Annotated in this window: 17 protein-coding genes and 1 pseudogene; all 18 read left to right on the forward strand. The window is 46.1% G+C overall.

The features are described from left to right. Window positions 1-19 precede the first annotated feature (19 nt). The 18 genes and pseudogenes from floA to dnaG all read left to right on the forward strand — a co-directional run bounded on the left by floA (window position 20) and on the right by dnaG (window position 16,934). On the forward strand, window positions 20-1,012 hold the full coding sequence (gene floA, locus BGM27_RS06785; protein ID WP_007408280.1) for a flotillin-like protein FloA: 993 nt from the start codon (window positions 20-22) through the stop codon (window positions 1,010-1,012). Between the two features lie 27 nt (window positions 1,013-1,039). Then, window positions 1,040-1,474, forward strand: coding sequence for a hypothetical protein (locus BGM27_RS06790; protein WP_007408281.1), 435 nt, complete (start codon window positions 1,040-1,042; stop codon window positions 1,472-1,474). 56 nt (window positions 1,475-1,530) lie between these two features. Continuing rightward, window positions 1,531-1,812: a sporulation protein YqfC gene (yqfC, locus tag BGM27_RS06795; protein ID WP_003152966.1), complete on the forward strand. Its 282-nt coding sequence runs from the start codon at window positions 1,531-1,533 to the stop codon at window positions 1,810-1,812. A 17-nt stretch (window positions 1,813-1,829) separates the two neighbouring features. Then, window positions 1,830-3,054, forward strand: a pseudogene (gene yqfD, locus BGM27_RS06800) (sporulation protein YqfD). Further along, window positions 3,018-3,977, forward strand: a complete 960-nt coding sequence (locus BGM27_RS06805) for a PhoH family protein (protein ID WP_007408283.1) — start codon at window positions 3,018-3,020, stop codon at window positions 3,975-3,977. Before yqfD ends, BGM27_RS06805 begins: the two are co-directional and overlap by 37 nt. A gap of 80 nt (window positions 3,978-4,057) precedes the next feature. Next, the gene (locus tag BGM27_RS06810) at window positions 4,058-6,190 is read left to right on the forward strand and encodes an HD family phosphohydrolase (RefSeq protein WP_007408284.1); all 2,133 of its coding nucleotides are present in this window, start codon (window positions 4,058-4,060) and stop codon (window positions 6,188-6,190) included. Further along, window positions 6,191-6,664 (forward strand): rRNA maturation RNase YbeY, encoded by a 474-nt coding sequence (gene ybeY, locus BGM27_RS06815; protein ID WP_003152973.1) that lies wholly within the window; start codon window positions 6,191-6,193, stop codon window positions 6,662-6,664. Further along, window positions 6,645-7,019, forward strand: a complete 375-nt coding sequence (locus BGM27_RS06820) for a diacylglycerol kinase family protein (RefSeq protein WP_003152974.1) — start codon at window positions 6,645-6,647, stop codon at window positions 7,017-7,019. Before ybeY ends, BGM27_RS06820 begins: the two co-directional genes overlap by 20 nt. A gap of 123 nt (window positions 7,020-7,142) precedes the next feature. Beyond that, window positions 7,143-7,553: a cytidine deaminase gene (locus tag BGM27_RS06825; RefSeq protein ID WP_003152976.1), complete on the forward strand. Its 411-nt coding sequence runs from the start codon at window positions 7,143-7,145 to the stop codon at window positions 7,551-7,553. Beyond that, a complete protein-coding gene (gene era / locus BGM27_RS06830) occupies window positions 7,534-8,439 on the forward strand; it encodes a GTPase Era (RefSeq protein ID WP_007408285.1) in 906 nt (301 codons plus the stop codon). The genes BGM27_RS06825 and era overlap by 20 nt, the downstream gene beginning before the upstream one ends. Window positions 8,440-8,593: 154 nt before the next feature. Then, window positions 8,594-8,737, forward strand: coding sequence for a YqzL family protein (locus BGM27_RS06835; RefSeq protein WP_007408286.1), 144 nt, complete (start codon window positions 8,594-8,596; stop codon window positions 8,735-8,737). A gap of 36 nt (window positions 8,738-8,773) precedes the next feature. Further along, window positions 8,774-9,541, forward strand: a complete 768-nt coding sequence (recO, locus tag BGM27_RS06840; protein WP_007408287.1) for a DNA repair protein RecO — start codon at window positions 8,774-8,776, stop codon at window positions 9,539-9,541. Between the two features lie 301 nt (window positions 9,542-9,842). After that, a complete protein-coding gene (glyQ, locus tag BGM27_RS06845; protein ID WP_003152984.1) occupies window positions 9,843-10,730 on the forward strand; it encodes a glycine--tRNA ligase subunit alpha in 888 nt (295 codons plus the stop codon). Beyond that, window positions 10,723-12,762 carry a glycine--tRNA ligase subunit beta gene (glyS, locus tag BGM27_RS06850; protein WP_007408288.1) on the forward strand — a complete coding sequence of 680 codons (2,040 nt, stop codon included), beginning with the start codon at window positions 10,723-10,725 and terminating at the stop codon, window positions 12,760-12,762. Before glyQ ends, glyS begins: the two co-directional genes overlap by 8 nt. Before the next feature lie 100 nt (window positions 12,763-12,862). Next, window positions 12,863-13,501, forward strand: a complete 639-nt coding sequence (ccpN, locus tag BGM27_RS06855) for a transcriptional regulator CcpN (protein ID WP_003152989.1) — start codon at window positions 12,863-12,865, stop codon at window positions 13,499-13,501. Window positions 13,502-13,526: 25 nt separating this feature from the next. Then, window positions 13,527-14,339, forward strand: coding sequence for a pyruvate, water dikinase regulatory protein (locus tag BGM27_RS06860; RefSeq protein WP_003152991.1), 813 nt, complete (start codon window positions 13,527-13,529; stop codon window positions 14,337-14,339). 255 nt (window positions 14,340-14,594) lie between these two features. Then, on the forward strand, window positions 14,595-15,101 hold the full coding sequence (locus BGM27_RS06865; protein WP_007408289.1) for a YaiI/YqxD family protein: 507 nt from the start codon (window positions 14,595-14,597) through the stop codon (window positions 15,099-15,101). A gap of 21 nt (window positions 15,102-15,122) precedes the next feature. Further along, window positions 15,123-16,934, forward strand: a complete 1,812-nt coding sequence (gene dnaG, locus BGM27_RS06870) for a DNA primase (protein ID WP_007408290.1) — start codon at window positions 15,123-15,125, stop codon at window positions 16,932-16,934. The last annotated feature ends 186 nt before the right edge of the window (window positions 16,935-17,120 follow it).

Consider the following 17,120-nt stretch of genomic DNA (forward strand, 5'->3'; position numbering starts at 1 on the left):
AACCTTGAGGAGGAATTAGATGGAACTGTCAAGTTTGGCGATTTTAGCATTAGTTGCTGCTGCCATTATTGTGTTAGCCATATTCTTCACCTTTGTACCGGTGATGCTATGGATTTCGGCGCTTGCGGCAGGAGTCAGAATCAGCATTTTCACTTTGGTCGGGATGAGGCTGCGGCGCGTCATACCAAGCCGCGTTGTCAATCCGTTAATTAAAGCGCACAAAGCCGGCCTGTCCGCAACAACAAATCAGCTCGAAAGCCATTATCTGGCCGGAGGTAATGTCGACAGGGTGGTCAATGCCCTGATTGCGGCACAGCGCGCCAATATTGAGCTGTCATTTGAACGCTGCGCAGCCATTGACCTGGCCGGGCGTGACGTATTGGAAGCCGTACAGATGAGCGTTAATCCGAAGGTCATTGAAACACCGTTTATCGCGGGTGTCGCCATGGACGGAATTGAAGTAAAAGCAAAAGCCAGAATCACGGTTAGAGCCAATATTGAGCGCCTTGTCGGAGGAGCGGGAGAAGAGACGGTTGTCGCCCGTGTCGGAGAAGGGATTGTCTCGACAATCGGTTCTTCACACAATCATAAAAAAGTGCTTGAAAACCCTGATATGATTTCGCAGACCGTACTTGGCAAAGGGCTGGATTCAGGCACCGCATTTGAAATTCTTTCGATTGACATCGCCGACGTGGATATCGGCAAAAACATCGGAGCGATTCTTCAGACGGATCAGGCAGAAGCAGACAAAAACATTGCGCAGGCCAAAGCCGAAGAGCGCCGCGCCATGGCGGTCGCCCAAGAGCAGGAAATGCGCGCTCGCGTAGAAGAAATGCGTGCAAAAGTCGTGGAAGCAGAAGCCGAAGTGCCGCTTGCGATGGCAGAAGCGTTGCGTGAAGGAAACATCGGCGTCATGGACTATATGAACATAAAAAATATCGACGCGGATACGGACATGAGGGATTCTATCGGCAAGCTGACGAATGACCAGCAAGATGAAGACCAACAATAACCTCTCTATTAAGGAGGGAGCCGCTATATGCACGAGATTCTGACAAATCCGCTCGTCATTGCCGCCGTCATCGGCATTATATCGGCAATATTCGGCAAGAAAAACAAAGATGAAAAACGTCCGCCGGGTACACGTCCCGGAAATCAGGCAAAAAAGCAGGATCAAAAACAGCCGCAGAAAGAGCATAAGCCGGAAGCGGAAGAATTGCCTGCCGTTTCAGAAGAGAACCCTTTTGAGCAAAAAAGAAGGGAAGCTGAAAAGCGCCTAGCGGAGACGGAGCAGATGTTTAACGGGCTCGAACATAAGCTGACATCCGCACGCGCACGAAACGCGTCTCTGAAGAAATCAGCCCTCAAAATAAATAAAGAAACTGCGGTCCAAGGCATTATATTCAGTGAGGTTTTGGGTCCGCCCCGTGCAAAAAAACCGCACCGGACCATGCGGAACATCGGTAAAAAATAAAGTGTTAGAACCCCTTTTCAAATCATACATATGAGATGAAAGGGGGTTCTTTTTTTATGGGGCAAAGAAAGAATCGTGTAAAGGCATGGCTGACAAGAGCATTGGAAATTCCCCCGGACGTTATGATGGATCTGCCTCGTATTACGATGGTCGGCAGACTTCATATCTACATAGAGAATCACAGAGGCCTCCTGCTGTTCAGTGAAGAAGAAGTCAGGCTGATGCTCAAGCAGGGGCAGTGTATCATATCAGGAAAAAACTTGGTCATTAAGGCAATCCTTCCTGAGGAAATCCTTTTGGAAGGCACGATAGATCACGTACGATATGTCGATTCATAAAGCCGGGGGGAAATAATGTGAAAAACAAATGGCTGTCATTTTTTTCGGGTAAAGTCCAAATGGAAGTCAAAGGAAAAGGGATTGAACGGCTGCTGAATGAATGCACGAGAAACGGAATCGCCATCTTTGCGGTGAAAAAAAAGCAAGACTGTGTTCTGCTGATGATTCAGCTTCAAGATGTACATGCTTTCAGAAGAGTCATCAGAAAACATGAATGCAAAGCAAGCTTTACAAAAAGAAAGGGTCTTCCCTTTCTGCTTCTCAAATCAAAATTAAATCTGGGCTTCACTGCGGGATTTGTGATATTTTTTGTTATATTGTTTCTTTTGTCCAACATGATTTGGGAAATTGATATTAAAGGGGCCAAGCCAGAAACCGAGCATCAGATGGTAAAGCACCTTGAAGAAATCGGTGTGAAAAAAGGCCGTTTGCAATTTTTAATGATGACGCCGGAAAAAATTCAAAAATCATTAACAAACGGCATCGATAATATTACGTGGGTCGGTGTGGAATTGAACGGGACAGCCCTTCATATGAAAGTGGTCGAAAAGAACGAACCGACAAAAGAAAAGTACGTAAGCCCCCGCCATATCGTTGCCAAAAAGAAGGCGGTCATCAAAAGGATGTTCGTGCAAAAGGGGCAGCCGATGGCTTTTGTGAACGATCATGTTGACAAAGGACAGCTCCTCGTCTCAGGACTGATCGGAAATGAAGACCGGAAAGTCGCCTCAAAAGCGGAAATTTACGGAGAAACATGGTACAAGTCAGAAGTAACCGTGCCCCTTGAAACATCATTTACGCTATATACGGGTAAAGTAAGGACGAAGCACAAGCTGTCTTTCGGATCATGGGGTGTGCCTTTTTGGGGCTTCGGGTTTAATGAGGAGCCGCTGAAACATCCGAAAACAGAGGAAGAAAAGCATCCGTTTCAATTTCTGGGGATGAAGCTTCCGGTTTCTTACGTTTCAGAACAGACAAGAGAAAGTGAAACATCCGTGCGGACTTATACGAAAGGCGAAGCGGTTCAGGCCGGTATCAAAATGGGAAGACAAGATGTAGAAAAGCGATTAAACGGCAGCGGAGAGGTAGAAAGTGAAAAAGTTTTGCACCAATCCGTTGAGAATGGTAAAGTAAAGTTGATTATTCTCTACCAAGTTATAGAAGATATCGTTCAAACCACACCTATTGTTCAGGGAGACTAAAGAATGGCAGAACATTTACTTGCGATTAATCACAAACTGAAAAGCCCGGACGAAGCACTTTCTTTGTTCGGCAGCCAAGATGCTTTTTTACATTTAATGGAGAAGGATCTGGGCATTAGCCTCATCACACGCGGTGAAACCATTTACGTTTCCGGGAATGATGAAACATTTGAGATCGCTGACAGATTATTGGGCTCGCTCCTTACTTTGATTCGCAAGGGGATCGAGATTTCGGAACGTGATGTGCTGTATGCCGTAAAAATGGCAAAAAAAGATGAACTGGACTATTTTGAAAGCATGTATGAAGAGGAAATAACGAAAACGGCAAAAGGCAAACCGATCCGTGTCAAAACCATCGGCCAAAGAGAATATGTGGCGGCGATGAAGAAAAACGACATGGTGTTCGGCATCGGGCCGGCGGGAACCGGCAAAACTTATTTGGCGGTCGTAAAAGCGGTGCACGCTTTAAAAAACGGCCACATTAAAAAAATCATTTTAACAAGACCCGCTGTGGAAGCCGGCGAGAGCCTCGGTTTTCTGCCCGGAGATTTAAAGGAAAAAGTAGATCCTTATCTGCGCCCGCTGTATGACGCGCTCCATGATGTGCTCGGAAGCGACCATACGGAGCGTCTTATGGAAAGAGGGGTTATCGAAATCGCCCCGCTTGCCTATATGAGAGGGCGGACGCTTGACGACGCGTATGTGATTCTTGATGAAGCCCAGAATACCACTCCCGCTCAAATGAAAATGTTTTTGACGAGATTGGGTTTTGGCTCTAAAATGATCATTACGGGCGACGTAAGCCAAATTGACCTGCCGAAAGGCGTCACATCGGGACTTGCAGTAGCGAAGGACATGCTGAAGGACGTAAACGGCATCTCCGTGATTGAACTTGACCAGACAGATGTGGTCAGGCATCCGCTTGTTGCAAAAATTATTGAAGCTTATGATAAGCAAAAGTAATGCAAAAATGACCCGATCTCCCGTTATCGGGTCATTTTTATATGATGTGTTCCTGATGTTTCAGGGAGGAGGTTCTTGTTTTGAAAAAGAAGGGAAAGGGCAAAAGCGCCCGGGAACGGTTCCGCAGTTTCAGACATGCCCGCTCAGCCCATGTGCTGCTGTACCTGCTGCTTTCAGCGATCATGTTTGGTTTGCTCTTTATTCATGTAAAACCTGAATCACTTAATTTGGATTTGTTTGCAGTCAGTGATAAAACGATTTACGCGCCCGCCACAGTGGAAGATCAGCAGGCGACGGAATCGAAAAAACAGGCGGCCGAAGATGCGGTGGAAGATCAATACACTCTGAAAAAAGGCTATACCGACAACCGGCTTGACCTGATCACTTCCATTTTTGACAGTATCGGCGAAGTGAAAAAAGATGCGGAAAAAGACAAAAAGTCACCTTCGGAAAAATCACTGGTAAAATCGGTGAAAAACAAGCTGACACAGGATGTCAATGAATCCGTCTCGGAAGATGCCATTAAATCGCTTCTCCATGCAAACAATGAAGATTTCTCATTTGTGAGGGATTCCGTCATTACCGCGGTGAATACGGTGATGAGCAGTGAAATTCCTTCTGAAAAGCTTGCTGAAGCGAAGGATAAGGTCGCAAAAGAGCTGAAAAGCGCTTCTGTGCCGTCAAAATATTTAGCGGCTGCGACTGAAATCGGAAAATACGCGGTCATCCCGAATTACGTTTTTGATCCGAAAGCGACCGATGAAAAACGCCAGGAAGCGTCAGACAGCGTCCAGCCGGTACAGATCAAACAGGGACAGGTTCTCGTGGAAGAGAATGATCTGATTGACCGGGAAGTATACAGGAAGCTTGAACTGACGGGTCTTTTGAATAATTCCAACCTGTTAAAACCGATCAGCGGTCTCCTTCTGATGATCGGCCTGTTTATTGCCACGCTTGTCTACTATTTTGAGAAACAGCAGCAGGAGCTTAAGCTGAAAAATAAATCTCTTTTGCTGTTTTCTATCATTACAACGCTTATTCTCGTCATTATGGAAGTCGTCAGTCTCTTTCAGAAGATTGAATACACCAATATCGGCTATCTTGTGCCGATCGCCGCCGGCGCGATTTTAATCAGGCTGCTGCTCAATGAAAGGCTCGCCATTTTAGGAAGCATCATTCTGGCGATCTGCGGCAGTATGATGTTTAATCAGGGTGTGACGGGAACATTTAATTACGTCATCGGCATTTACTATTTAATCAGCAGCATTTCAGGCATTCTGTTTTTGGGAAAACATAATGCGAGATCAAAAATATTGCAGACGGGACTGTTCGTCTCATTTATTAATATGATTATCGTGCTGTCGCTTTTATTAATACAAAATACGGCGCTGTCACCGGTTGAAATCGGAACGCTGATGCTGATGGGGGTCGTCTCGGGACTTGCTTCATCCGTTTTGATTATCGGTCTGATGCCGTTTTTTGAGACGGGATTCGGCATTCTTTCAACAATGAGGCTGATTGAACTGTCTAATCCGAATCATCCCCTGCTTCGAAAGATTTTAACGGAAACACCCGGTACATATCATCACAGCGTCATGGTGGCAAATCTGTCGGAAGCGGCTTGTGAAGCCGTAGGGGCAAACGGTCTTTTAGCACGGGTCGGAGCGTATTATCACGATCTCGGCAAAACGAAACGTCCGCAATATTTTATTGAAAATCAGATGAATATGGATAATCCGCATGACAAGCTGTCTCCTCAGCTCAGCAAAAATATCATTATCGCACATACGACAGACGGTGCGAATATGCTCAGAAGCTATAAGTTTCCGAAAGAGCTTGTGGATATCGCGGAGCAGCATCACGGAACGTCCCTTTTAAAATTCTTTTATTATAAAGCGAAAGAAAAGGGCGACCAGATTACAGAGAAAGAGTTCCGCTACCCGGGGCCGAAGCCGCAATCGAAAGAAGCGGCTATTATCTCAGTGGCCGACAGCGTTGAAGCCGCCGTCCGTTCCATGCATAATCCCAATCCCGAGCGGATCGAAAAACTGGTGCGGGGAATTATATCCGATAAGCTTCAGGACGGACAATTCTCAGAATGTGATCTCACGTTCCGAGAACTGGATACGATCGCAAAAACACTATGTGCGACTTTAAAAGGAATTTTCCACTCCCGGATTGAATATCCGGAGGCTACGAAGAAGGTGAAATAAATGGGTTTACTCATAGATATTGTTGATGAAACGAACAGCGTCTCAGCTGATGCGCTCCAAGAAGTGGAGAAGCTGCTCCAATTCGCGGCGGAAAAAGAAGGCGTTCAGGACCAGGCTGAAGTATCGGTCACGATTGTGACAAATGAGGAAATCAGAGAAATCAACAGAGACTACCGGGGAAAAGACACTCCGACTGACGTCATTTCGTTTGCGCTTGAAGAAGAAGGCGAAGACGAGGTTGAAATCGTAGGCGCCGACATGCCGCCTGTTTTAGGAGATATTATCATCAGCGCAGACAGAACGAAAGAGCAGGCGGAAGAGTACGGCCATTCGTTTATGAGGGAGCTCGGTTTTCTGGCCGTGCACGGCTTTTTGCATTTGCTTGGCTATGATCACATGACAAAAGAAGAAGAGGAAGAAATGTTTTCAAAGCAAAAGGATTTGCTGGATGAGTATGGACTCACGAGATCATAAAAACGAGTGGAGCAGGTTCCTGAAGAGCTTTGTCCATGCATGGAGGGGAATCTGGAAAACGGCGCGGTCAGAGCGGAATTTTCAATTTCATATTACCGCGGCCTGCGCCGTTATCGTTTGCGGTTTTCTCACCGGGCTGAGCACAGCCGAATGGGCCGTTGTTTTGGTGCTGATCGGAGGAATGCTTGCTTTGGAGCTTTTAAATACGGCGATAGAGCATGTTGTGGATTTAGTTACCGATCAGTATCACCCGCTCGCAAAAGCGGCAAAGGACGCGGCCGCCGGAGCCGTTTGCGTCTTTGCCGTGATATCGTGTATCATTGGTTTACTCATCTTCTTGCCGAAGATATGTTAGCAGAAGATTCTTACAATTATTTTACATTGCCAAAAATGGGCGTGAAAAACCAATCATAATTATGTAAAATAAAAGTGACAGCGGTATCATACAGGATAAAGGTAAGAGAGGAATTAAGTACACATGAACAGACAAGAATTGATTGCAGAAGCATTAAAAGCGCGGGACACAGCGTATGTGCCGTATTCAAATTTCAGAGTGGGAGCCGCTCTTCTTACCAAAGACGGAAAAGTGTACAGAGGCTGCAACATCGAAAATGCGGCATACAGCATGTGCAACTGTGCTGAACGCACGGCGATATTCAAAGCTGTTTCCGAGGGGGATACGGAATTTGCGATGCTCGCCGTGGCTGCGGATACTCCGGGACCGGTTTCGCCGTGCGGAGCCTGCAGACAAGTAATTTCCGAGCTGTGCTCAAAGGATATGCTTGTTATTCTGACCAACTTACAAGGACAAATAAAAGAAATGACTGCGGAAGAATTATTACCAGGCGCATTTTCATCGGAGGATTTACATGACGAACGAAAGCTTTAAATCAGGATTTGTATCTATCATCGGAAGGCCGAATGTAGGAAAGTCTACCTTTTTAAACAGGGTCATCGGTCAAAAGATCGCCATCATGAGCGACAAACCCCAGACGACAAGAAATAAAGTCCAAGGGGTGCTGACAACCGGCACGTCGCAGACCATTTTTATTGATACACCGGGCATTCACAAACCAAAGCACAAGCTTGGCGACTTTATGATGAAAGTGGCGCAGAATACGCTGAAAGAAGTTGACTTGGTGTTATTTATGATTAACGCCGAAGAAGGGTACGGAAAAGGCGACGAGTTTATCATTGAAAAGCTCGGACAGACGTCTACACCGGTCTTTCTGATCGTAAACAAAATTGATAAGATCCACCCTGACCAGCTGCTTCTTTTAATTGATGAGTACCGTACGCGCTATCCGTTTAAGGAAATCGTGCCGATCTCAGCTTTGGAAGGGAACAACGTCGAAACCCTTCTCGCGCAGATTGAAGCGTATTTACCGGAAGGGCCTCAGTTCTATCCGAGCGATCAGGTGACTGACCATCCCGAGCGGTTCATTATTTCTGAACTGATCAGGGAAAAGGTGCTCCATCTGACAAGGGAAGAAGTGCCGCACAGCATCGCTGTCGCCATCGAGTCCATTAAAGGGCAGGAAAACGGCTCCGTCCATGTCGCCGCCACCATTGTGGTCGAGCGGGATTCTCAAAAAGGCATCGTCATCGGCAAAAAAGGAGCGCTTCTGAAAGAAGTCGGCAAAAGAGCGCGGGCTGATATTGAAGCTCTTTTGGGCTCACGCGTTTACCTGGAATTATGGGTGAAGGTGCAGAAGGACTGGCGGAATAAAATGTCTCAGCTGCGTGATTTCGGCTTCAAAGAGGATGAATATTAATTCATCTAAGGCGCATGCCTGAGGTGTGAGATTACCTCACAGAAGCAGGGATTCGTTAGCAAAATTTGTTTAACATGAAAAGGAGGACATCAGGTCAAGATAAGGGTAAGAATTTGGATTGCAAGCTAGTTTAATGATGAAAGGTGGGTTTTTTGTGTTGAATTTTACCTGGAACGTATTTTCTCAAACAGGAAGTGTTGATACGTACCTTCTTTTTAAAGAACTGGAAAAAGAGAACCTGGAAAGACCCGAAGAACCGGAAGATGAGCTAGCCCGAATTGATTTTCCAATTTTGTAAACCTCTTGGCCCCTCCCATTGTTGGAAGGTGCGGAAATGCTGACTAAATGTGAAGGAATCGTGCTCCGTACGAATGACTACGGGGAGACGAATAAAATCGTGACATTGCTGACGAGGGAACACGGCAAAATCGGCGTCATGGCAAGGGGCGCCAGGAAGTCAGCCAGCCGGCTGTCAGCAGTCAGCCAGCCGTTTTTGTACGGGTCATTTTTAATGCAAAGAACATCCGGACTCGGCACGCTCCAGCAGGGTGAAATGATTCTCAGCATGAGAACGATCAGAGAAGATTTATTTTTGACGGCGTATGCCGCTTTTATCGCTGAACTCACTGACAAAGGAACGGAAGAGAAGAAACCGAACCCCTATTTATTCGAATTGATTCTCGAATCCTTTAAGAGGCTGAATGACGGGACTGACCCGGACGTGATCACCTTCATCGTGCAGATGAAAATGCTCGGCGTCATGGGGCTGTATCCGGAGCTGAATCATTGTGTCCACTGCAAAAGCGGGGAAGGAACGTTTCATTTTTCGATAAGAGATAACGGGTTTATCTGCCACCGCTGCTTTGAAAAGGATCCGTACAGAGTTCCGATTTCGCCGCAAACGGCAAGGCTGCTAAGGCTTTTTTATTACTTTGATATCGGAAGGCTCGGCAGCGTCTCGTTAAAACAGGAAACCAAAAACGAAATTAAACGGGTCATTGATCTGTATTACGAGGAATATTCAGGACTTTATTTAAAGTCAAAACGGTTTTTAGATCAGATGGAAAGCATGAAGAACCTTTTGGATGAAAACAAAAGTTGACATTCTGCCCATCTTTTTATATGATCATTTATTATAAAATATGTTGCAGTGACAGAAAGAAGTACTTGCGTCCAACTCATACAAGCGACCTTAGGGCAGTGTAAGCTAAGGATGAGCGCGCAACGAAAGGCATTCTCGAGCAACCCTTTAAAAAGAGGCTGAGTGATTCACATCCTCAGCAACTAGGGTGGAACCGCGGGAGAACTCTCGTCCCTATGTTTGCGGCCGGCAAGCATAGAGACGGGAGTTTTTTGGTTGCCGCCGCACTTGTAAAAGAATGGAGAAAGTGGAGGTGCTTGAAATGAACATTCAAGATATGATTTTAACCTTGCAGAAGCACTGGTCGAATGAAGGCTGTGTGCTCATGCAGTCGTATGATGTGGAGAAAGGCGCAGGCACAATGAGCCCGTATACATTTTTACGAAGCATCGGGCCGGAACCGTGGAGAGTGGCTTACGTTGAGCCGTCCAGACGGCCTGCGGACGGACGGTACGGTGAAAACCCGAACAGGCTCTATCAGCATCATCAATTCCAAGTCATTATCAAGCCGTCGCCTGATAACATTCAAGAGCTTTACCTTGATTCATTGCGTGCGCTCGGCATTGACCCGCTTGAACATGATATCCGTTTCGTAGAAGACAACTGGGAAAACCCGTCTTTAGGCTGTGCAGGTCTCGGCTGGGAAGTATGGCTTGACGGGATGGAAATTACTCAGTTTACATACTTCCAGCAGGTGGGCGGAATTGAATGTAAACCGGTATCCGTTGAGATCACGTATGGTATTGAACGTCTCGCGTCATATATTCAGGATAAAGAAAACGTCTTTGATCTTGAATGGACGTCAGGATTTACTGTGAAAGATTTATTTATGATGGCTGAATATGAGCATTCCGTTTATACTTTTGAAACATCTGACGTGGATATGCTTTTCCATTTGTTCAGCACCTATGAAAAAGAAGCGATCAGACAAATGGATAACGGGCTCGTGCATCCGGCCTATGATTATGTGCTGAAATGCTCTCATACATTTAATCTGCTCGATGCAAAAGGCGCGATCTCGGTGACGGAGCGGACGGGTTATATCGGCCGTGTCCGCAACTTAGCGAGAAAAGTGGCAAAAACGTATTATGAAGAACGGGAAAAATTAGGGTTCCCAATGCTTAAAGAGGAGGGCTCTTCCCATGAGTAAACAAGACTTGCTTTTAGAGATCGGACTCGAGGAAATGCCGGCGCGGTTTTTACATGACAGCATGGTGCAGCTCGGTGAAAAGCTGACCGACTGGCTGGCTGAAAAAAATATCGCCCATGGCGAAGTGAAACTTTTTAATACGCCGAGACGTCTGGCAGTATATATAAAAGACGTAGCAGAAAAACAGGCTGATATTCAGGAAGAAGCAAAAGGCCCTGCGAAAAAAATCGCTCTGGATGCTGACGGAAACTGGACAAAAGCCGCTATCGGATTTTCAAAAGGCCAAGGCGCCGGAGTGGATGATCTGTATATAAAAGATGTAAACGGCACGGAATATGTCTTCGTTCAAAAATTCCAGGCGGGACAAGAGACGAAGACACTTTTACCGCAGCTGGAAAATTTGATTGCCGGAATGCATTTTCCGAAAAACATGCGCTGGGGCACGCAGGATCTGCGCTATATCCGTCCGATCAAATGGATTATCGCTCTCTTTGGGAAAGACGTCATTCCGTTTGAAATCACAAATGTCGAGACGGGCCGGAACACGCAGGGACACCGCTTTCTCGGCCAAGAAGTATCTGTTGATGCACCGTCATCATACGAAAAGCTGCTGAAAGAACAAAGCGTCATTGCTGACCCGAAAGAACGCAAACAAATGATCCAAAGCCAGCTGGACGCGCTTGCGGCCGAGAAGAAATGGAACATTCCGATCGATGAGGACTTGCTGAACGAAGTCAACCATCTGGTGGAATACCCGACGGCGCTTTACGGATCTTTTGAATCCGAGTTTCTTTCTATCCCTGAAGAAGTACTTGTAACAACAATGAAAGAGCATCAGCGCTACTTCCCGGTAAAAGATGAAAACGGGAATCTGCTGCCTCATTTTATTACGGTAAGAAACGGGAACAGCCATGCAATTGAAAATGTTGCTCGCGGAAACGAGAAAGTGCTGAGAGCAAGGCTTTCAGATGCTGCGTTCTTCTACAAAGAAGACCAAAAGCTGAACATTGATGAAAACGTGAAGAAACTGGAAAATATCGTTTTCCATGAAGAGCTCGGCTCCCTTGGAGATAAAGTAAGAAGAGTGGCCGCCATTGCGGGCAAACTTGCCGTCCGCCTGAAAGCGGATGAACAGACGCAAAACCTTGTGAAGCGCGCCGCAGAGATTTCTAAATTTGACCTGGTTACACATATGATCTATGAGTTCCCTGAGCTTCAGGGCGTGATGGGAGAAAAATATGCGCGCATGCTCGGTGAAGATGAAGCCGTCGCTGCCGCTGTCAATGAGCACTATATGCCGAGAGCGGCCGGGGGAGAAGTGCCTTCAACCTTCACCGGCGCGGTTGTAGCGTTAGCTGATAAACTGGACACGATTGCTTCCTTCTTCAGCATTGACGTGATTCCGACAGGTTCTCAGGACCCGTACGGATTGCGCCGTCAGGCAAGCGGCATCGTTTCCATTCTGATCGACCGCAACTGGGGCATTTCTTTTAAAGAGCTGCTGTCATTGACAGAAACGGAAAAAGAAAATGAGCTCCTCGATTTCTTTACACAGCGTCTGAAATACGTCTTAAACGCTGAAGACATCCGTCATGACGTTATCGAAGCCGTTCTGGACAGCACAGAGCTTGAGCCGTATGCAGCCGTTCATAAAGCAAGAGTGCTTGAGAAGCACCTCGGCACACCCGGATTTAAAGAAACGGCTGAATCACTCGGCCGGGTCATCTCCATCAGCAAAAAAGGCGAGAGCCGCGATATCAATCCGGATCTGTTTGAAAATGAACAGGAGAAAAAGCTGTTTGACGCTTATCAAAAAACAAAAGACAGTGTCACGGAAAGCTTTGCCTCCAAAAACTATGAACAGGCGCTTGCCGTGCTCAGCGGATTAAAGGAGCCGATCGAAGATTACTTTAATCACACGATGGTAAATGCGGACGATGAAGCATTAAAAACCAACCGTTTAGCGCAAATGACCGCTCTTGCAGATGTGATCAAGTCTTTTGCTAATATGAATCATCTTATTGTAAAATAAAGAAAAAGACGGTTGCTGTGTGATCGGCAATCGTCTTTTCCCCTTTTACATAAACATCACAGAATGAAAACATAGATAAAGAAACCCTTCCATAAAGGTGGTGAGTACGATCGAATTAAATAAACGGCAAGAACAAATTTTACAGATTGTAAAGGAAAACGGCCCGATTACCGGAGAGCATATCGCAGAACAGCTCAATTTAACGAGGGCCACGCTGCGGCCGGACTTGGCCATACTCACCATGTCAGGCTTCTTAGAGGCCCGTCCGCGGGTCGGTTATTTTTATACGGGGAAAACGGGAAATCAGCTGCTTGCGGATAAATTGAAAAAGCTGCAAGTGAAAGATTTTCAATCGATCCCTGTTGTCATCAATGAGAATGTCTCGGTATACGATGCCATCTGCACCATGTTTTTAGAAGATGTCGGCACGTTATTTGTCGTAGATCGTGATGCTGTCTTAGTCGGTGTGCTGTCACGCAAAGATTTGCTGCGGGCGAGCATCGGCCAGCAGGAACTTGCCTCAATACCGGTTCATATTATCATGACAAGAATGCCGAATATCGCCGTCTGCCGGCGTGACGATTATGTGATGGACATCGCCAAGTATTTAATTGAAAAACAGATCGATGCCCTGCCCGTTATTAAAGATACGGATAAAGGCTTTGAGGTCATCGGCCGGTTTACCAAAACGAATATGACTAAGATACTTGTCAGTTTATCAGAAAATGAAATCATATAAGCTTGAAAACTAACGGGGGGATAACATGGACAATCGCATCATTTATGTAGTATCAGACTCAGTCGGAGAAACCGCCGAACTCGTTGTAAAAGCCTCGCTCAGCCAGTTTAACGGCTCAGCCGATGATACGCATATCAGAAGAATACCTTATGTGGAAGATATCGGCACCATTAATGAAGTCGTGTCTCTCGCCAAAGCGGACGGCGGCATTATTTGTTTTACGCTCGTTGTTCCTGAAATGCGCAAATACCTGGTTGAACAAGCGGAAAAAGCGAATGTGCTGTATTACGATATTATCGGTCCGCTCATCGATAAAATGGAATCGGCTTACGGTCTGACCGCTAAATATGAACCGGGCCGCGTCCGCCAGCTTGATGAAGATTATTTCAAAAAGGTCGAGGCGATCGAGTTTGCCGTCAAATATGACGATGGCAGAGATCCAAGAGGCATTTTAAAAGCCGATATCATCCTGCTCGGAGTATCCAGAACGTCTAAAACCCCATTATCACAATATCTTGCCCATAAGCGTCTGAAAGTGGCCAATGTGCCGATCGTTCCTGAGGTCGATCCGCCGGAAGAACTGTTCAGCGTTGATCCGAAAAAATGCATCGGCTTAAAAATCAGCCCTGATAAACTGAACCATATACGAAAAGAACGGTTAAAATCTCTCGGCTTAAATGACAAAGCCATTTACGCCAATATCAACAGAATTAAAGAAGAGCTGGAGTATTTTGAGAAAATCGTGGACCGGATCGGCTGCCAAGTCGTTGACGTTTCGAATAAAGCGGTCGAGGAAACAGCGAACATCATTCATCATCTCAAAACAAAGGGCCGATAACTCAGGACGCTTTATCCTGGGTTTTTGGGTATGCAAATAGGGAATAAACAAAAAGGATGGCATCTTCGCGAAGTTTGTATTATAATAAAAAATTGTGATAAAATGTTTATTTTTAGGTTTAAGCTTCGTGTGATACGAATAAACTATTATGGGTAAGATGTCAAGAATAACTCCCGGAAATTTTTCGACAAAGCTCAAAATAGATCCGCAGTCATGGAGCATATGCGATTTCGCTTGTTTTTATGCAGGAGATTGATGGAGGGATGGAGAATTAGTCTTCTAAATGAAAAAGAAAAGACGATTTTTGTCGATGCAGACGCATGCCCCGTAAAAGAGGAAATAATGCTCATTGCATCGCAATACAGCGTTCGGGTTATTTTCGTCGCATCATTTGAACACTACCAGCTTTCCAGAAGCAAAGACGAGAACTGGGTATACGTTGATCCTCATAAAGAAGCGGCAGACTTATATATCGCAAACCATGTGAGATCGGGAGACGTCGTAGTCACGCAGGATATCGGTTTAGCCTCTCTTTTGCTGAACAGAAATATTGCCGTCTTATCGGAAAGGGGCCGTTCTTATACTGAAGACACGATTGACTTCGCTCTGATGAGCCGTCATATGTCAGGCAAAATGAGAAGAAGCGGCATTCATTCCAAAGGACCTAAAAAATTAAATAAAGAAGATCGGAATCGATTTGTTACCCTGCTTAAAAAAATCCTGTCGAATGATGAAGGGATTTCAAATCAAAACATCGAATAATGTACGACGGAGTGTTATAAGATGGGAAACCGCATACCAGATGAAGTAGTTAATCAGGTGCAGCAGTCAGCAGACATTGTTGAAGTCATAGGTGATTATGTCCAATTGAAAAAGCAAGGCCGCAACTACTTTGGGCTCTGTCCGTTTCACGGGGAAAACACGCCCTCGTTTTCCGTCTCCAGCGATAAGCAGATCTTTCATTGCTTCGGATGCGGTGCGGGCGGGAACGTTTTCTCTTTCTTACGGCAGATGGAAGGTTATTCATTTACGGAAGCTGTTTCTCACCTTGCGGATAAATATCAGATTGATTTCCCTGATGATATAACGATTCACTCTGCATCCAGGCCGGAATCTTCCGGAGAGCAGAAGATGGCGGAAGCCCACGAGCTTCTGAAGAAATTTTACCATCATTTGCTAATAAATACAAAGGAAGGCCAGGAAGCGTTAGATTACCTTTTATCAAGGGGTTTTACGAAAGAGCTCATAGATGAGTTTGAAATCGGCTACGCGCTGGATTCCTGGGATTTCATGACGAAATTCTTGAAAAAGCGCGGTTTTGAGGAAGAACTGATGGAAAAAGCGGGTCTGCTGATCAGAAGGGAAGACGGCAGCGGGTATTTTGACCGTTTCAGAAACAGAATTATGTTTCCCATTCATGATCACCACGGAGCCGTGGCGGCTTTTTCAGGAAGGGCGCTCGGAAGCCAGCAGCCGAAATATATGAACAGCCCGGAAACGCCGCTGTTTCATAAATCTAAGCTGCTGTATAACTTTCATAAGGCGCGCCTGCCGATCAGGAAAGAGGAGAGAGCCGTTCTGTTTGAAGGCTTCGCTGACGTCATATCCGCCGTCAGCTCAGGCGTAAAAGAAAGTATCGCCACAATGGGGACGTCGCTCACCGAAGAACATGTGAAAATCCTCAGGAGAAATGTTCAGGAGGTCATTCTCTGCTACGATTCGGATAAAGCCGGGTACGAAGCTACGCTGAAAGCGGCCGGCCTGCTCCAGAAAGCCGATTGTAAGGTAAGAGTAAGCATGCTGCCTGACGGGCTTGATCCTGATGATTATATCAGAACCCGGGGCGGAGAAAAATTCCGGACCGATATCATTGATGCAAGCGTTACGGTCATGGCTTTTAAAATGCAATATTTCCGCAAAGGGAAAAACTTATCTGACGAAGGAGACCGGCTCGCTTACATGAAAGAAGTGCTGAAAGAAATCAGCGCTCTTTCCGGGTCGCTTGAGCAGGAAATGTATGTGAAGCAGCTCGCCTCAGAATTTTCTCTTTCGGTAGAATCTTTGACGGAACAGCTTTCCATCTACGCCAGACAAAACGCCCCCGGCGACAAAAACGCCGAACCGCAGACAAGACGGGCCCGGGTGACGACAAAAGCGAAACGGCGCCGTCTCCGTCCCGCCTATGAGAACGCGGAAAGACTTCTGCTCGCTCATATGCTGAGAGACCGAAACGTCATAAAGAAAGTGATTGAGCGTGTCGGCTTTGAATTTAACATTGACGGACATCGTGCGCTGGCAGCATACCTGTACGCTGTTTATGAAGAGGGCGCTGACATGACGCCGCAGCATCTTATGGCGAGAATGCAGGATGAGGAAATCAGCCAGCTGCTTTCAGATATAGGGATGCTCCAAGTAAACGAGGAGCTCTCAGAGGCCGAGTTATCCGATTACGTAAAAAAAGTGTTGGATCACCGAAAATGGTCAATGATAAAGGAAAAAGAAGCAGAAAGAGCGGATGCGGAGAGGCAGAAAGACTTCGTGAAAGCTGCGTCTCTGGCTCAAGAAATTGTTGCATTGAACCGATCATTAAAGTAACACCACAAAGAGGCTTGCGTTCTGATTGGCAATGATTCCTTGCGGAGGAGCAAATAGATCGCTTAACCTCATCATGAATTGTCATTTATTATCCGCAGCCCTGCATGCTGAAAAAGAGAGAAGGCTTCCGGGTCGGATAAGAAACATACCGCTTTTAGAATTCGTTGCAAGCTTTGGAAGGAGGGA

Source organism: Bacillus sp. FJAT-27001 (genome assembly GCF_019039175.1).
GTDB lineage: Bacteria > Bacillota > Bacilli > Bacillales > Bacillaceae > Bacillus > Bacillus velezensis.

Bases quoted from the DNA above. Each gene is read 5' to 3' on its own strand.
- glyS (WP_007408288.1), top strand. From the start codon at position 10,723: ATGAGTAAACAAGACTTGCTTTTAGAGATCGGACTCGAGGAAATGCCG.
- BGM27_RS06790 (WP_007408281.1), top strand. From the start codon at position 1,040: ATGCACGAGATTCTGACAAATCCGCTCGTCATTGCCGCCGTCATCGGC.
- glyQ (WP_003152984.1), top strand. From the start codon at position 9,843: ATGAACATTCAAGATATGATTTTAACCTTGCAGAAGCACTGGTCGAAT.
- BGM27_RS06865 (WP_007408289.1), top strand. From the start codon at position 14,595: ATGGAGGGATGGAGAATTAGTCTTCTAAATGAAAAAGAAAAGACGATT.
- yqfC (WP_003152966.1), top strand. From the start codon at position 1,531: ATGGGGCAAAGAAAGAATCGTGTAAAGGCATGGCTGACAAGAGCATTG.
- BGM27_RS06805 (WP_007408283.1), top strand. From the start codon at position 3,018: ATGGCAGAACATTTACTTGCGATTAATCACAAACTGAAAAGCCCGGAC.
- BGM27_RS06825 (WP_003152976.1), top strand. From the start codon at position 7,143: ATGAACAGACAAGAATTGATTGCAGAAGCATTAAAAGCGCGGGACACA.
- era (WP_007408285.1), top strand. From the start codon at position 7,534: ATGACGAACGAAAGCTTTAAATCAGGATTTGTATCTATCATCGGAAGG.
- BGM27_RS06820 (WP_003152974.1), top strand. From the start codon at position 6,645: ATGGACTCACGAGATCATAAAAACGAGTGGAGCAGGTTCCTGAAGAGC.
- BGM27_RS06860 (WP_003152991.1), top strand. From the start codon at position 13,527: ATGGACAATCGCATCATTTATGTAGTATCAGACTCAGTCGGAGAAACC.
- dnaG (WP_007408290.1), top strand. From the start codon at position 15,123: ATGGGAAACCGCATACCAGATGAAGTAGTTAATCAGGTGCAGCAGTCA.
- floA (WP_007408280.1), top strand. From the start codon at position 20: ATGGAACTGTCAAGTTTGGCGATTTTAGCATTAGTTGCTGCTGCCATT.
- ybeY (WP_003152973.1), top strand. From the start codon at position 6,191: ATGGGTTTACTCATAGATATTGTTGATGAAACGAACAGCGTCTCAGCT.
- recO (WP_007408287.1), top strand. From the start codon at position 8,774: ATGCTGACTAAATGTGAAGGAATCGTGCTCCGTACGAATGACTACGGG.